General features: G+C 72.7%; 13 protein-coding genes. 5 read left to right on the forward strand and 8 right to left on the reverse strand.

Annotated elements, in window-relative coordinates; translation table 11 throughout:
• From Cco03nite_RS30765 to Cco03nite_RS30790, 6 genes are all read right to left on the reverse strand, one after another.
• Positions 1-1,768: N-acetylmuramoyl-L-alanine amidase (locus tag Cco03nite_RS30765; protein WP_203696496.1), on the reverse strand; the 1,768-nt coding region annotated here is incomplete at its 3' end.
• A gap of 26 nt (positions 1,769-1,794) precedes the next feature.
• Entirely contained in the window at positions 1,795-3,243 is a 1,449-nt protein-coding gene (locus Cco03nite_RS30770) for an FG-GAP repeat domain-containing protein (RefSeq protein WP_203696498.1), read from the reverse strand.
• A 232-nt stretch (positions 3,244-3,475) separates the two neighbouring features.
• Positions 3,476-5,761: an exo-beta-d-1,3/1,6-glucosidase gene (locus tag Cco03nite_RS30775; RefSeq protein WP_239167796.1), complete on the reverse strand. Its 2,286-nt coding sequence runs from the start codon at positions 5,759-5,761 to the stop codon at positions 3,476-3,478.
• A 65-nt stretch (positions 5,762-5,826) separates the two neighbouring features.
• Complete coding sequence (locus Cco03nite_RS30780) at positions 5,827-6,888, reverse strand: LacI family DNA-binding transcriptional regulator (protein WP_203696500.1); 1,062 nt, start codon at positions 6,886-6,888, stop codon at positions 5,827-5,829.
• A gap of 147 nt (positions 6,889-7,035) precedes the next feature.
• Positions 7,036-7,560, reverse strand: coding sequence for a hypothetical protein (locus Cco03nite_RS30785; protein ID WP_203696502.1), 525 nt, complete (start codon positions 7,558-7,560; stop codon positions 7,036-7,038).
• A gap of 18 nt (positions 7,561-7,578) precedes the next feature.
• The gene (locus Cco03nite_RS30790) at positions 7,579-8,166 is read right to left on the reverse strand and encodes a DUF998 domain-containing protein (protein ID WP_203696505.1); all 588 of its coding nucleotides are present in this window, start codon (positions 8,164-8,166) and stop codon (positions 7,579-7,581) included.
• Positions 8,167-8,321: 155 nt separating this feature from the next.
• Here Cco03nite_RS30790 and Cco03nite_RS30795 point away from each other — a divergent pair, with 155 nt between their 5' ends.
• Together Cco03nite_RS30795 and Cco03nite_RS30800 are read left to right on the forward strand one after the other, a co-directional pair.
• Positions 8,322-9,218: a GNAT family N-acetyltransferase gene (locus Cco03nite_RS30795; RefSeq protein ID WP_203696507.1), complete on the forward strand. Its 897-nt coding sequence runs from the start codon at positions 8,322-8,324 to the stop codon at positions 9,216-9,218.
• 47 nt (positions 9,219-9,265) lie between these two features.
• Positions 9,266-9,790: a DinB family protein gene (locus Cco03nite_RS30800; RefSeq protein WP_203696509.1), complete on the forward strand. Its 525-nt coding sequence runs from the start codon at positions 9,266-9,268 to the stop codon at positions 9,788-9,790.
• A 12-nt stretch (positions 9,791-9,802) separates the two neighbouring features.
• On the opposite strand, the gene Cco03nite_RS30805 is transcribed toward Cco03nite_RS30800, so the two are convergent.
• On the reverse strand, positions 9,803-10,156 hold the full coding sequence (locus tag Cco03nite_RS30805; RefSeq protein ID WP_203696511.1) for a MerR family transcriptional regulator: 354 nt from the start codon (positions 10,154-10,156) through the stop codon (positions 9,803-9,805).
• A gap of 60 nt (positions 10,157-10,216) precedes the next feature.
• On the opposite strand from Cco03nite_RS30805, the gene Cco03nite_RS30810 reads away from it, so the two are divergent.
• Positions 10,217-11,323, forward strand: a complete 1,107-nt coding sequence (locus tag Cco03nite_RS30810) for an oxidoreductase (RefSeq protein WP_203696513.1) — start codon at positions 10,217-10,219, stop codon at positions 11,321-11,323.
• A gap of 83 nt (positions 11,324-11,406) precedes the next feature.
• Here Cco03nite_RS30810 and Cco03nite_RS30815 read toward each other — a convergent pair whose 3' ends face one another.
• Positions 11,407-12,036: a TetR/AcrR family transcriptional regulator gene (locus Cco03nite_RS30815; protein WP_203696515.1), complete on the reverse strand. Its 630-nt coding sequence runs from the start codon at positions 12,034-12,036 to the stop codon at positions 11,407-11,409.
• A 136-nt stretch (positions 12,037-12,172) separates the two neighbouring features.
• On the opposite strand from Cco03nite_RS30815, the gene Cco03nite_RS30820 reads away from it, so the two are divergent.
• Both Cco03nite_RS30820 and Cco03nite_RS30825 read left to right on the forward strand, forming a co-directional pair.
• Positions 12,173-13,081 (forward strand): C40 family peptidase, encoded by a 909-nt coding sequence (locus Cco03nite_RS30820; RefSeq protein WP_203696517.1) that lies wholly within the window; start codon positions 12,173-12,175, stop codon positions 13,079-13,081.
• A 362-nt stretch (positions 13,082-13,443) separates the two neighbouring features.
• The gene (locus Cco03nite_RS30825) at positions 13,444-14,028 is read left to right on the forward strand and encodes a hypothetical protein (RefSeq protein ID WP_203696518.1); all 585 of its coding nucleotides are present in this window, start codon (positions 13,444-13,446) and stop codon (positions 14,026-14,028) included.
• The last annotated feature ends 2 nt before the right edge of the window (positions 14,029-14,030 follow it).

Below are 14,030 nucleotides of genomic sequence, written 5' to 3' on the forward strand. Positions count from 1 at the left end.
GACCCGGGCCGAACGACGAACCATTGGACAGGCCCACGATCACGTCGGCCGCGGTCGCCGCCGCACCCTGCGTGAACGTGATCAGGTCGTCCTTGCCGTCGCCGTTGACGTCGCCGAGCGCCGGGAACTCGTTGGCCGGCGAGAAGAACTCGTGCCACTTCACACCCGCGCCGAACGACGAACCGTTGGACAGCGCCACGTACACGTCACCGGCGGCGTCATGCGTGAACGTCACGATGTCGTCCTTGCCGTCACCGTTGACGTCACCGACCGCGGGCACCTCCGCGCCCGGCGCGAACCAGTCGTGCCACTTGGCGCCACCGAGGAAACCGGTGCCCGTCGACAGGGCGACGTAGACGTCACCGGCGGCCGTACCGGTGGTGCCGTGGGTGAAGGCGACGATGTCGTCCTTGCCGTCGCCGTTGAAGTCACCGGTCAGCGCGGTCTCGCCGGTCAGCGCGAAGAAGTCGTTCCACTTCACCGACGTGCCCGCGAAGCCACTGCCGGTCGAGGTCGACACGTACACGTCGGCCAGCGAGCCGTGCGTGAACGTCACGATGTCGTCCTTGCCGTCCCCGGAGAAGTCCGTCGGCGAACCGCCGAAGTACTTCGCGCCGCCGCCGGAGTTGACCAGCGACATGTAGTAGTTCCAGTTCCAGTGCGGGCCCGGGTCGGTGTGGTCGTTGCCCGGCATCTCGTTGTGGCCCCGGATGTGGGCGCGGTCGCGCGGGATGCCGAACTTGCCGGTCAGGTGCCGGGTCAGCGCCGCCGAGGAGCGGTACATGGCGTCGGTGAACCAGGCCGGGTTGTCGACGAAGCCCTCGTGCTCGATGCCCAGCGCGTACGGGTTGGCCGAGCGCGCGTGGTAGGCGGTGTCGCCGTCGCGCACCATCTGGGTGACCTCGCCGTTGCTGGACTTCACCACGTAGTGCGCGCTGACGCCCGCGGACGGGTTCTGGAACCAGCTGACCGTGCCCGCGTACGAGCCCTGGGTGACGTGGATGACCACGGTGGTGATCGCCGACGAGCGGCCCACGCCGTAGTTGCCGGCCGCCGCGGAGATCCACCGGGCCGGCGGGTATTCCGGCAGCGCCGCCGCGGCGGCCAGTGGAGCAGCGCCGGAGGCGGCGAGCGGGCCCGACGCCGTGGACGGGCCGGACCCGGCCGGGGCGACCGCGGCGTAGCGGCCGAGCTGCGGCTTGACCGCGCTGCCCTGGACGGCGATCAGCTCGCCGGACTCGGCGCGGCCGGACAGGCCGCTGTTGAGCAGGCCGTACACGTGGTCGGCGTAGAGCCGCGCGGTGCCGTCCTCGGCCGCGGCCGAGTACTTGGCGACGACCGGGTACCAGGCCGCGAGCCGGGTACGGTCGGCGGCGCGCAGGCCGAGCTCGTCGGCGTACGAGCGGAGCACCGCGGCGGCCCCGCGGATGTTGGCGGCGGTGTCGGCCTTCAGCCGCGCCGCGGACTCGCCGGTGATCTTCGCGGCCAGCGGCAGGCTCCGGTTGCCGGGGTTGTCGGCCAGGTGCATGACGCCGTAGCCGTTGGCGGAGCTGGGCAGGCCGTCGTGGCCGTCGAGGCGGCTCTCGCCGTAGCCGACGGCGACGAGCAGGTCACGGGGCACGCCGGAGGCGGCGGCGGCGCGGTCGAAGGCGGCGGCGACGGGCGGGGCCGGGGCGGGCGCGGCGAGCGCCGGGGTGGCCGCGGTCGCCAGTGCCGCGGCGAGCGCGGCGCCGAGCAGGGCGGCCCGGTGGGGCGTACGGGATGGCATGGTCGTCCTCTTTCGGGGGTGGGAGGTCAGAGGGTGGTCTCGCCGGTCAGGCCGAAGAAGTCGTGCCACTTCGCGCCGCCGAGGAATCCGGTGCCGGTGGAGATGCCGACGTACACGTCGTTGGTCGCGCCCTTGGTGAAGACGATGATGTCGTCCTTGCCGTCGCCGTTGACGTCGCCGAGGATCGGGAACTCGCCCGCGGTGCAGAAGAAGTCGTTCCACTTGACGGTGGTGCCGGCGAAGGACGTGCCGGTGGAGACGGCGGCGTACACGTCGGCGTCGGCGTTGCAGGTGAACGTGACGATGTCGTCCTTGCCGTCGCCGTTGACGTCGCCGACGCGGGGCAGCTCCGCGCCGACCGCGAACAGGTCGTGCCACTTCAGGCCGGGTCCGAACGACGAACCGTTGGACAGGCCCACGATCACGTCGGAGGCCGTCGCCGGGCCCTGGGTGAAGGTGATGATGTCGTCCCTGCCGTCGCCGTTGACGTCGCCGACCGCCGGGTACTCCGCCGCCGGGGCGAAGAACTCGTGCCACTTGACGCCCGCGCCGAACGAGGAGCCGCTGGACAGCGCGACGTACACGTCACCGGCGGGGTTGTGGGTGAAGGTGATGATGTCGTCCTTGCCGTCGCCGTTGACGTCGCCGACCGCGGGGACCTCCGCGCCGGGGGCGAACCAGTCGTGCCACTTCGCGCCGCCGGTGAACCCGGTGCCGGTGGACAGGGCCACGTACACGTCGCCCGCGGCGGTGCCGGTGGTGCCGTGGGTGAACGCGACGATGTCGTCCCGGCCGTCGCCGTTGAAGTCGCCGGCCAGCGCGGTCTCGCCGCCGAGGGCGAAGAAGTCGTTCCACTTCACCGACGTGCCCGCGAAGGCGCTGCCGGTGGACGGGGCGGCGTACACGTCGGCGAGGGTGTTCTGGGTGAACGTCAGGATGTCGTCGCGGCCGTCGCCGGTGACGTCGGTGGAGGCGTTGGCGGCCGTCTCGGCGACGCGCCGGGCTTCGGCCCACAGCGCGCGGGCCTTGCCCTCGACCTGGTCGTAGCGGTCGGGGAAGCCGGAGCGCTGCACGCACTGGGCGACCTGGCCGGGCCGGTAGCCGGGGTTGTCGCGGGCGCAGCCGATCGCCCGGCTGAAGTACTGCGTGGAGGCGTAGACGACGTCCATGATCTGCTCGGGGGTGCCCCAGCCGTAGTCCCAGCGCTGCTGGAACACGCCGAGCGAGGACTTGTCGCCGCAGGGCAGGTTGTTCATGTGGGACTCGACCCAGCCGGCCTCGAAGCCGGAGAGCATGACCTTGTCGTTGACGTTGAGGCTGCGGGCCGTCCGGTAGACCATGACGATCACCGCGGGGTCGTGGTTGGCCGGGATGGACGTGCAGGCGGCGTGCGCCGCCGGGGCCTGGACCGCGACGGCGACGGCCGTGGCGGCGAGAGTGGACAGGATCAGGCCGGTGAGGGTACGGCGAATCATCGTTCCTCCGGATCGGGGGTGCCGGGGGCGAGGGGGTGTATGGTGCTGGAGGGTGGCGTGAAATCGATATCACGCGAAACTTACCGCCGTGCCATATCGGCGTCAAGAAATGAATCTACATAAACGTATATCGATCAATAGGGCGGTTCGACATCGCTCCGCCGCTCCCCGGAAAACGGAGAACGGCGGCCCCCGAAGGGAACCGCCGTTGCTCGACGTGCCTCGCACCGTCCTAGGCGACGACCGTGAACGCCGCCCGCCCCAGGTCCTCGATCCGCGAGGACGGGCCCACCCGCAGCTCGAACTCACCCGGCTCGACCACCCGGACGCCCTTCGCGTCCACGATGGAGCAGACGGCCACCGGCAGCTCCAGCTCGACCACCCGGGCCTCCCCCGGCGCCAGCGGCACCTGCCGGTACGCCTTCAGCTCCTGCTCGGCCCAGGTCACCGAGGTCACCGTGTCGCTGACGTACACCTGGACGGTCTCCAGCGCCGGCCGCGACCCGGTGTTGCGCAGCTCCACCTGCGCCCGCACCGAGCCGCCGAGGTCCACGGTCGGCGTCAGCACCCGCAGGCCCGAGTACTCCACCGTGGTGTAGCTCAGGCCCTGCCCGAAGGCGAACGCCGGGGCCTGCGTCAGGTCGGCGTAGCGGTGCCCGTGCTGGCCGCGCACCTGGTTGTAGTAGGTCGGCTGCTGCCCGGCGTGCCGGGCGAACGAGATCGGCAGCCGGCCGCTCGGCTCGATCAGCCCGAGCAGCAGCTCGGCGACGGCCCTGCCGCCGCGCATGCCGGGGTTGGCGGCGTACACGATCGCGGCCGCGTCGGCCACCGACGGCGGCAGCACCAGCGGCTTGGAGCTGAGCAGCACCACGATCAGCGGCTTGCCCGTCGCGGCCAGCGCGTCGAGCAGCGCCACCTGGCCGCCCATCAGCTCCAGGGTGGCGGTCGAGCGGTACTCGCCGACCAGCTCGATCCGGTCGCCGACCACGGCGACCACGTAGTCGGCCCGGCTCGCCTCGGCCACCGCCGCCGCGATCATCGCCTCGTCGACCGGGGCGGGCAGGGCGACGTCGGGGCGTGGCTGGCCGTCCGGGAAGAACTCGCCCTCCGGGTCCGGCCCGGTCACGACGATGTCCGCGCCGCGGGCGTGGGTGACCGTCCACCCGGCCGGGGCGACCTCGCGGAAGCCGTCGAGCACCGTGGTGATCATCTCGCGCGGGTGGCCGTCGGGCAACCACTCGGCCTGGCCGGACGCGCCGGCCCAGTCGCCGAGCTGGGTGTGCGGGTCGTCGGCGTTCGGGCCGACGATCGCGATGGTGCGGGCCGGGGCGTCCGGCGCGGCGGCGCGGCCGTCCGGTCCGGCGGTCAGGCCCCCGGCCAGCGGCAGCGTGCCGTCGTTGCGCAGCAGCACCAGCGAGCGCCGGGCGACCTCCAGGTTCAGCTCGGCGTGCGCGGCCACGCCGATGACCTCGGCCTGGCGGGCGGCGTCGGGGTGCCGGGGATTCTCGAACAGGCCCAGCTCGAACTTCAGGGTCAGGATGCGGGCGACCGCCGCGTCCAGCTCCGACTCGTCCAGCAGGCCCTTGGCCACCGCGTCCTGCGCGCCGTCGAAGAAGTCGGGCGTGGTCATCACCATGTCGTTGCCCGCCTTCACCGCGGCCGCCGACGCGGCCGTGAAGTCGGGGAAGATGTGCTGCTCCCAGACCATGCGCCCGACGTTGTCCCAGTCGGTGACCAGGGTGCCCCGGTAGTCCCACTCGCCGCGCAGCACCTCGTTGAGCAGCCAGTCGTTCACGGTGACCGGCACGCCGTCCATCGACTGGTAGCCGAGCATGAAGGTGCGGCAGCCCTCGCGGGCGACCCGCTCGAACGGCGGCAGGAACCACGAGCGCAGCTTGCGCCGGGAGATGTCGGCCTCGCTGGCGTCGCGGCCGCCCTGCGTCTCGGAGTAGCCGGCGAAGTGCTTCGCGCAGGCCAGGATCGCCGTCGGGTCGGCCAGGCCGTCGCCCTGGTAGCCGCGCACCATCGCCGAGGCGAACTCGCCGATGAGGAACGGGTCCTCGCCGAACGTCTCGCTGACCCGGCCCCAGCGCAGGTCCCGGGCGATGCACAGCACCGGCGAGAAGGTCCAGTGCACGCCGGTGGCGGCGACCTCGACGGCGGTGATCCGGGCGACCTGCTCGACCAGCGCCGGATCCCAGGTCGCGGCCATGCCGAGCTGGGTCGGGAAGATCGTCGCGCCCTCCCAGAACGAGTGGCCGTGGATGCAGTCCTCGGCGATCAGCAGCGGGATGCCCAGCCGGGTGCGCCCGGCCAGCTCCGCCGCCTCGCGCACCCGCTCCGGCGAGGCGTGCAGGATCGAGCCGACGTGGAACTCCTCGACCAGATGGCGTACGCCGTCGCGGGCGGTGAGCTGGAGCATCTGCCCGACCTTCTCCGGCAGGGTCATCCGCCCGACGAGGTCGGCGACGCGCTGCTCGGTCGGCAGCGTGGGGTCGAGGTACGGCAGGGAGGACACAGGTTTCCTTTCACGGACACCGGCGGTGTCCTGGCTGGCGGGGGTGGGAAAGCGCGGCGGGCCGGTCAGCGGCGTCCGGTGAGCGCCGACGTCCGGTGCAACGAGCGGGCGGGCGGGATCAGCAGGGCGGCGTCGGGTCCGGTGCTGTCCCGCACGACGAGGTCGATGGCGAAGAAGCGCCGCCAGTGCGGCGCGGCGGCGCCCTCCAGCAGGGCCCGGGTCGCGGCGGCGGCCATGTCCTCGACCGGCAGCCGCATGCTGGTCAGCGGCGGGCTCATGCAGGCCGCGACGACGCTGTCGTCGAAGCCGACGACGGCGATGTCGCCGGGCACGCGCCGGCCCGCGTCCGTGATCGCCTGGACCGCGCCCGCCGCCATCTGGTCGCAGGCCGCGAAGATGCCGTCGACGTCGGGGTGCTCGGCCAGCAGCCGGGCGGTGACCGCGTACCCGCACTCGCGGCTGAAGCCGCCGTCGACGGCGAGGTCGGCCAGCCCCAGCTCGCGGACCGCCTCCAGGTGGCCGGCGCGGCGGCCCGCCGCACAGGTGTTGCTCTCGGGGCCGTGGATCGCGGCGATGCGGCGGCAGCCGATCCGGTGCAGGAAGGCGACGGCGTCGTACGCCCCGCGGCTGTTCTCCGGTTCGACGGCGGGCACCTGCGGCGCGGTCGCGCCGAGCGACACCACGCGGCGGCACCGGGCGTGGAACCTGGCTGCCAGCTCGGGCGGCACGTTGACCAGCACCGCGCCGGCCGTGGCCGACTGCGCGACCCGGTCGATCAGCTCCGGCGCGCCGGCCGGCTCGGTCACGTTGACGCGCAGCTGCACGTCGCCGCCCGCCAGCGCGGCCATCACGCCCGCGATGACGCGGCTGTAGTACGGCACCGCGCCGAACATGTGCGCGTCCGTGCGGCACGCGATCACGACCAGGTCGAGCACGTCGCGGCGGCCGGAGGCCAGGGCGCGGGCGGCGGCGTTGGGCCGGTAGCCGAGGTCGGCGACGACCCGGTTGACCCGGTCGCGCAGCTCCTCGGAGACGCCCCGGGCGTTGTTGAGCACCCGCGAGGCGGTGGCGCGCGACACCCCGGCCTCGTGGGCCACGTCCTCGATGGTCAGCTTCCGGTACGGCATGGGCACTCGCAATCTCGGCACGGCAGGACGTCCCCGTCGCACGTCCCGTCGGCACCATAGTTTGGAGAGCGCTCTCAAGGGAACCCGGTATGACGATGCTCCACCTGCCGGGATCACGCTCTCCAGACGGCGCGGCGCGGGCCTGCCCTAACTCCGGCTCCACCGGGCCAGCGAGCCCCACTCGCCGAAGCCCGGCACCGGCTCCCACTGCGTGCTGACGTCCACGCCGGCACGGTCCTCGACGGTGCGCTGCTGCGCGGTGTCGTCGCTGATGACGCGGCGGGCGCCGCCGTCCTCGCGGAACTCGAACCAGGTCACGCAGGTCGCCCCGGACAGCGTCGCCGCGTCGGCGTCCGGGTAGTCCCACTGCGTCATGCCGCCGAGGAAGAGCAGCTCACCGCTGCGCCGGAACGAGTAGTGCAGGCACTGGCGGCCGTAGGCGTCGAAGAACCAGACCCCGGCGTGCCCGTTGTCCCAGGCGATCTCGATGACCACGTCGGGCACCCCGCTCGGCGGCGCGGCCGGGATCACCGCGTACGGCTCACCGGCGGCGTCCCTGGCCTGGGCCTCGTCGGCGGACAGCGGCTCGACCGGCTCGTGGCGGCGGAAGTTCCACCGTCTGCAGTAGACCGGCGGTCCGGCCGGATCGTGCCCTGCGATGTGGACGGTCACGCCGCTCCTCCCCCGTGGTCAGGCGTGACTCACGGTAGACCGAACGGGCCGCGCTGGGCAATCGCGGCGGGCCCGCACGGCGAGCAGAGCGAGCAGCACCACCTCGGCGAGCAGCAGATACCGCTCAGCCGCCCCGATCAGGAAACGGTCGGCGAGTGTCGCGCTGGCCAGCATGAGGGCCGCGAACCCGGCGGCCGTGGCGGCGGTCCAGCGCACGGCCCGGCTCACCGGGCGCAGCGTCACCGCGGCCAGCGGCAACGCGACGAACGCCAGCATCGAGGCGTATCGGTGCACGTAGCCGGTCGTACTCAACGGCCCGAGATCCGTCGGAGCCAGCGCCGCCACCGTCATGGCCGCGCCGAACAGGGCGAGCAGGACACGGGGCGCGGTCTGGCGCAGCGCGGGCAGCAGGCACCAGGCGGACAGCCCGAAGACGACCATCGCCGCGTCGGTGGCCCCGCCGCGGTCGTGCACCGCGAAGTCGCTGACGGTCAGCGAGACGTGGCTGAGCTGCGGGTCCGGGTCCACCTGACCGACCGCGGCGAGCAGCGCGGTCAGCGCGGTGCCGGCGAGGCCCGTCCCGGCGAGGAGGCGTCTGTCGATCATGCTTCGACGGTAGGCCCGGTCGCGCCACCGAGCCTCCGGCGATCACCCTGCCCGGACCCCTGCCTGTCCGGCCCGCCGGTCCGGGTCATCCCCGACTTCGCGCATCGGTGGAAAACCGCGCGACCGTCCCGGCGATCGCGGTTAGCCTCCGCCGCATGACGCTGCGGGCCTATGCCGGACCGGTCGACGACGAGCAGATCGAGCGGGTACGGCAGGCGGCGCTCGCCGCCGACGGCGACGTCTGGCTGCCCGGCCCCGGCGGTGACCTGCCCGCGGAGGCCTGCGTGGTCGCTCAGGACGCCGGTGAGATCGTCGGCTTCGGCCGCCTGGATCGCTGGACCGAGGACGACGGCACCGAGATGTTCCTGGTCACCGGCTTCGTACACCCCGCGCATCGGGAACGCGGCCACGGCACGGCGATGCTGCGCCGCCAGGAGGCGTACGCTGCCTCGCTCGGGTCCGGAGCAGCCCATCAGCAGCTCGGCGGTAACGCCGACGGCAGCCGACCGGGCTCGCGGCAGCTGCTGCTCGATCACGGCTACCGGGTCGCGTTCACCGTCGTCGACCTGAGCCGGCCCGTTGCCGCCGCCGTGCCCGGGGCGCTGCCACCCGGCCTGCGGATCCGGCCCGTGCTGGCCGCGCACCAGCCGCGGATTCACGCCGTCATCGTGGAGTGCTTCACCGACAGCGGGCACGGGTTCATGCCGACGGACCTCGACACCCATCTCGCGGGAGTGCGCGACACCGACCTGTGGGCGGTCGCGTGGGACGGCGACGAGATCGCCGGACTGGTGATCAGCGAGCGGGAGGGTGACGGCGTCGCCGACTCGCCGTGGGTCGCGGTGCGGCCCGCATACCGGCGGCTGGGTCTGGCCTCGGCGCTGCTCGCCCACAGCCTGGCGGCCATGCGCGAGCACGGCGTCAGCGTCGCGACGATCCGCACGGTCGCCGAGAATCCGCACCGGACTGTGCAGCTGTACGAGAGGGCCGGATACCAGGTGGTACGGCGGATGCCCCGCTACCGCAAGCCGCTGGCCGCCGCCTCGAGCTGATCCGTCCGCGCCCGGAATTCGGTTGCGGCGATCGCGATGATGTCGCCATGGCATGGATTGCGCCCGAGGTCGCGTGGGCCCGCACGGACATGGCCTGCGGCGAGCGGGAGATGTTGGAGCAATGGTTGCAGCGGCGGCGGGCATTCCTGCTGCGCAAATGCGCCGGTCTCACCGCCGATCAGCTCAAGACGGCTTCCGTCGCACCGTCGAACCTGACCCTGCTGGGCCTGCTGCGGCACATGACCGGCGTCGAGCGGTTCTGGTTCCGGACCAAATACCTGCACGAGGACCTGCCGGACCTGTACTGCACCGATGAGCACCCCGACGGCGACTTCGAGCTCGTGGCCGAAGCCGACGCCGCAGCCGACCACGCCCGCTTCCTGGCTGAGACCGCCGCATGCGACGCCGCCGTCGCCGGGTTCGACCTGGACGCCCCCGCCGACGATCCCAAGGCCCCGACCGGCGAGGTCAACCTGCGCTGGGTCTACATCCACGTCCTGGAGGAGTACGCCCAGCACACCGGCCACGCCGACCTCATCCGCGAGCGGATCGACGGGTCCACCGGCGTGTAGCACTCGCCGTGACTATGCCTGTTCGGCGACGGCATAGTGGTCCACCAGACCCGCGAGGACCTCGCGGGTCCGCTGCATCTCGCGGAGCTGCTCGTCCACCCGGGTCAGTTCGTCGCGCAGCCGCGCGGCCAGTGCGGGAGTGCGGATGGCCTGCTCGGTGATGCACGGCAGCACGTCGTAAATGGTGCTGCTCGACAACCCGGCGGCCAGCAGGGAGCGGATCAGGGCGACCCGCTCGACGGCCGTCGGCGGGTAGTGCCGCTGACCGCCGGTGCTGCGGCCGCTGCCGAGCAGCCCTTGGTCCTCGTAGTAGCGCAGCGATCGCGGGCTCGCCCCGGTCGCTTCCGCCAGTTCGCCGATACGCATGCGGAGACCTGCCTCACAAGACTTGACCCTGACGTCAATGTCAGGTTCTACCTTAACCGCATGACCGACCTCATCGCACCCGCCACCACCGCCGGCGCCCTGCTCGCACCGGTGCTCGAACCGGTCGCCATGGCCGGTCTGCGACTGTCCACACGCTTCGTCATGGCCCCGATGACCCGTTCCCAGTCGCCCGGCGGGGTCCCGACGCCCGCCGTCGCGGGCTACTACCGCCGCCGCGCCGAACACGGTGTCGGGCTCATCATCACCGAAGGGGTGCTGGTCGACCACCCCAGCGCCGGGCACGAGGACGCCGTGCCCCGGATGACGCCGGGTCCGGCAGAGGACGGCTGGCGGCACGTCGTCGACGAGGTCCACTCCGTCGGCGGGCGGATCGCGGCGCAGCTGTGGCACCTGGGCAGCCTGCGCGAACCGGTCGACGGCCTGGCGGCCTGGTCGCCGTCGGCGGTCCCGGAGCCGGGGCGTCCCGCCGGCCACGCGATGTCGCTCACCGACGCCGACACGATCCTGACGGCGTACGCCGACGCGGCACGGGTGGCGGCACGCGCCGGATTCGACGCCATCGAGATCCACGCCGCGCACGGCTACCTGCTCGACGAATTCCTGTGGCCGCGCACGAATCGCCGCACGGACCGGTACGGCGGGTCGACGGCCGGCCGGGCCCGGTTCCCCGCCGAGGTCGTTCGCGCCGTGCGCGCCGCCGTCCCCGCGGACATGCCGCTGATCGTACGGTTCTCCCAGTTCAAGGAACGCGACTTCGACGCGCGCATCGCCGACTCCCCGGCCGAGCTCGCCACGATCCTGGAAGCCTTCACCGACGCCGGTGCCACCGTGCTGCACGCCTCCCAGCGCAGATTCTGGCAGCCGGTGTTCCCCGGCTCGCCGCTCAACCTCGCGGGCTGGGCCAAGCAGATCACCGGCCTGCCGGCCATCACCGTCGGAGGAGTCGGCCTCACCCGCGACTTCCTCGAACCCGGCCGGGCGAACTCGCTGACCGGCCTCGTCCAGCGGCTCGCCGCCGGAGAGTTCGACCTGGTCGCCCTCGGTCGCATCCTGCTCGGCAATCCCGACTGGGTCACCCTGGCCGCCGAGGACCGGATCGACGGCATCGAGGACTACCGCAAGGAGCACGAGCACACGTTCGCCTGACGGCGGGCTGTCCGGCCAGGGCACATCGCGGACCGAGCCAACCCCGCCGGGCGGATCACCAGGTCGAGGCTCCGGTCCGGGCGTCAGGAGCGAGTGGTCACGGGCGCGGCGGCGTGCAGGGCGGTCAGGGCCGCGTCGAGCGCGGCCGACAGCGGCTCGATGGAGCGGGTGGCCTGGGTCAGCAGCAGGCCGCCCTGCACCGAGGCGAACACGGCCAGGGCCAGGCGGTCGGGGTCGGCGTCGGGGCGCAGCAGGCCGCTGTCGCGCATACGCCGCAGGCCGTCCCGCAGGTGTCCGCACCAGCTGTCGAGGTGCCCGGCGACCTGCGCGGCGGCCACGGGGTCGGTGCCGGTCAGCTCGCTGACCAGGGTGCCGACGGGGCAGCCCCAGTGCGGCTGGGAGCCGTAGTGGGCGAGCAGCGCGTCGCGCCAGCCGTCCCAGGCCGCCCAGGTGTCGAGCGATTCCAGGTAGGGCCGCTGCGCCTGGAGCACGCGTTCGAACTGGTATGCCGCGATGGCCATGACGAGTTCGGTCTTGCCGCCGGGAAAGTAGTGGAACAGCTGGCTCTTGCTGGTGAGCGTGCCGGCGCGGACGTCGTCGAGGCTGGTGCCGCCCACCCCGCGCGCCAGCACCAGGTCCGCCGCCGCGGCGACGATCCGGGCGCGCGTGGCGGCGCCCTTGGCGGTGAGCCTGGGCGCGGTAGCGGTCGTCATCAGTACATACTAGCTAGACTGGACCAGAAGGTCCAAACTTTGAGCGAGCCCTCCCACGCCATGGGCGACCCTGACCCGATGAAGAAAACTTTTGTAGGCTCCCCGGTGACATAGCTATTTCCTACAGGGGGAGCCCATGAACGAGCCGACGCGGACCATGTCGGTGGCGGTCTCCGCCGCCGGACTCTGGACCTCCCCCGACGTCGTACGCCCCCTGGACGCACCCGCCCTGGGCACACCCGCGCGGCTGCGCGCGTGGGCCGCGGCGCAGGGCCCCGACGAGCGCCGCGACCTGTGGGGCCGGCTCGACAGCCAGCTGCTGCTGGGCGAGACCGTGCTCGTCGCCGAGGTCCGCGACGGCTGGGCCCGGGTCAACGCCCCGCTGCAGCCGTCCCGCAAGGACCCCCGCGGCTACCCGGGCTGGCTGCCGTTGGCCCAGCTCGCCGCCCCCGCCGAGCCCACCGGCGAGCAGGTGGTGGTCACCGAGCAGGTCACCGAGCTCAGAGACGGCCCCGACGGCCGGGTCGTCGCCGACGACGTCAGCTACGCCACGGTGCTGCCCGCGCGCCGGCGGCAGGACTCGTTCACCGAGGTCACGCTGCCCGGCGGGGGCACCGGCTGGCTGGCGGACAAGCATCTCGACACCTATCGCGCCCGCGGCCCGCTGCCCACGACCGAGCAGCTGGTCGCCGCGGGACGGCTGTTCCTCGGCCTGATGTACCTGGCCGGCGGCACCCACGGGCTGATGCTCGACTGCTCCGGACTGCCCCACCTGATCTACCGCCGGTTCGGGCACAGCGTCCCGCGCGACGCCAGTGACCTGGCCCTGCTGGGCGAGCACGTCGAGGTGGCCGAGCTGGCCCCCGGCGACCTCGCGGTGTTCCAGAACGACGAGACCGGCGACGTCTACCACACCGGTATCTGCACGGGCGGCGAGCAGCAGGTGCTGCACGTCTCCCAGCCCGACTGGGCCTGCCTCGACGGCACGCTCAGCGAGCGCCGCCGCCGCCATCTGGTCTCGGGCCGCCGGCTGCGGTCCGAATAGGGCGCCCGGTCACCCATACGAGGACGCGCGCACCGGCCGCCCGTTTGCATCACACATCCATCCGGGTGCATGCCTGCGGCGGACGGTCCGTCCATACTCGACTGTCGCCGACCCCCTGAACAGTACGGATCGCCGGACGTGCGAACCCGATCGGGTGACTGTCGCCAACGCGACATGTCCGCCACGGTACGCGAACCGCGCTCATGAGCCCGGCTGCCTGGCCGTACGCATGATCCAACTGCCGTGAGATCGATCCCTGCCGCTCATTCAGGTTTGCGGGCAACTCGGCCGGTGTCGGGCGCTTCGCCGGGAGTGCTACCTAGGGACTCTTCCCCAGGAATCGGCAGAGGAGACGGACCGGCGTGCTCGCGGACGATGAGACCAGGCAGTGGGCGCAGCGCCTCGCGGCGGCGACCGCACCGCAGGAGACCGGCATAGCCGACGGCGTCGTCGAGGCGTACCTGGCCGGCGGGGCCCAGCGCGAGGCGATCCTGCGCCCCGGCCGCTCCGGCTCCGGCTCGGCGGGCATCGAACTGGTCACCGCGCTCGCCGCGGTGCTGCAGGCGATCGACGTCGCCGGGGTGCACCTGAAGGCGCTGCTGGACGCCGAGGCCACCGGCAACTCCCTGAACCTGCTCGCGCTCATCGTCGGAATCAAGGCGTACCGCGCCTCGCAGGCCAACCGGCCGCCGCAGGACCCGCCGGTCGACCCCGAGCTGGCCGCCCGGGCCAGGGCCGCGGTGGACCGGCTGCAGACCTCCCTGGAGAAGTCCGGGCTGCCCGCCGAAGAGGCGCACGAGCGCGCCCTCCTGATCATCAAGGAGCTGCTGGAGTCGCCGGCCTCCGCCGCGGCATTCGTCCGCCGGGTCAGCGCCGAGGCCGCCGCCGAGCCCGGTGCCGGGCCGCCCAACCGTTCGCGCCGCTGGTTCCGCCGCGGCGGAAACTGAGA

It is taken from the genome of Catellatospora coxensis, from assembly GCF_016862635.1.
Taxonomy (GTDB): Bacteria; Actinomycetota; Actinomycetes; order Mycobacteriales; family Micromonosporaceae; genus Catellatospora; species Catellatospora coxensis.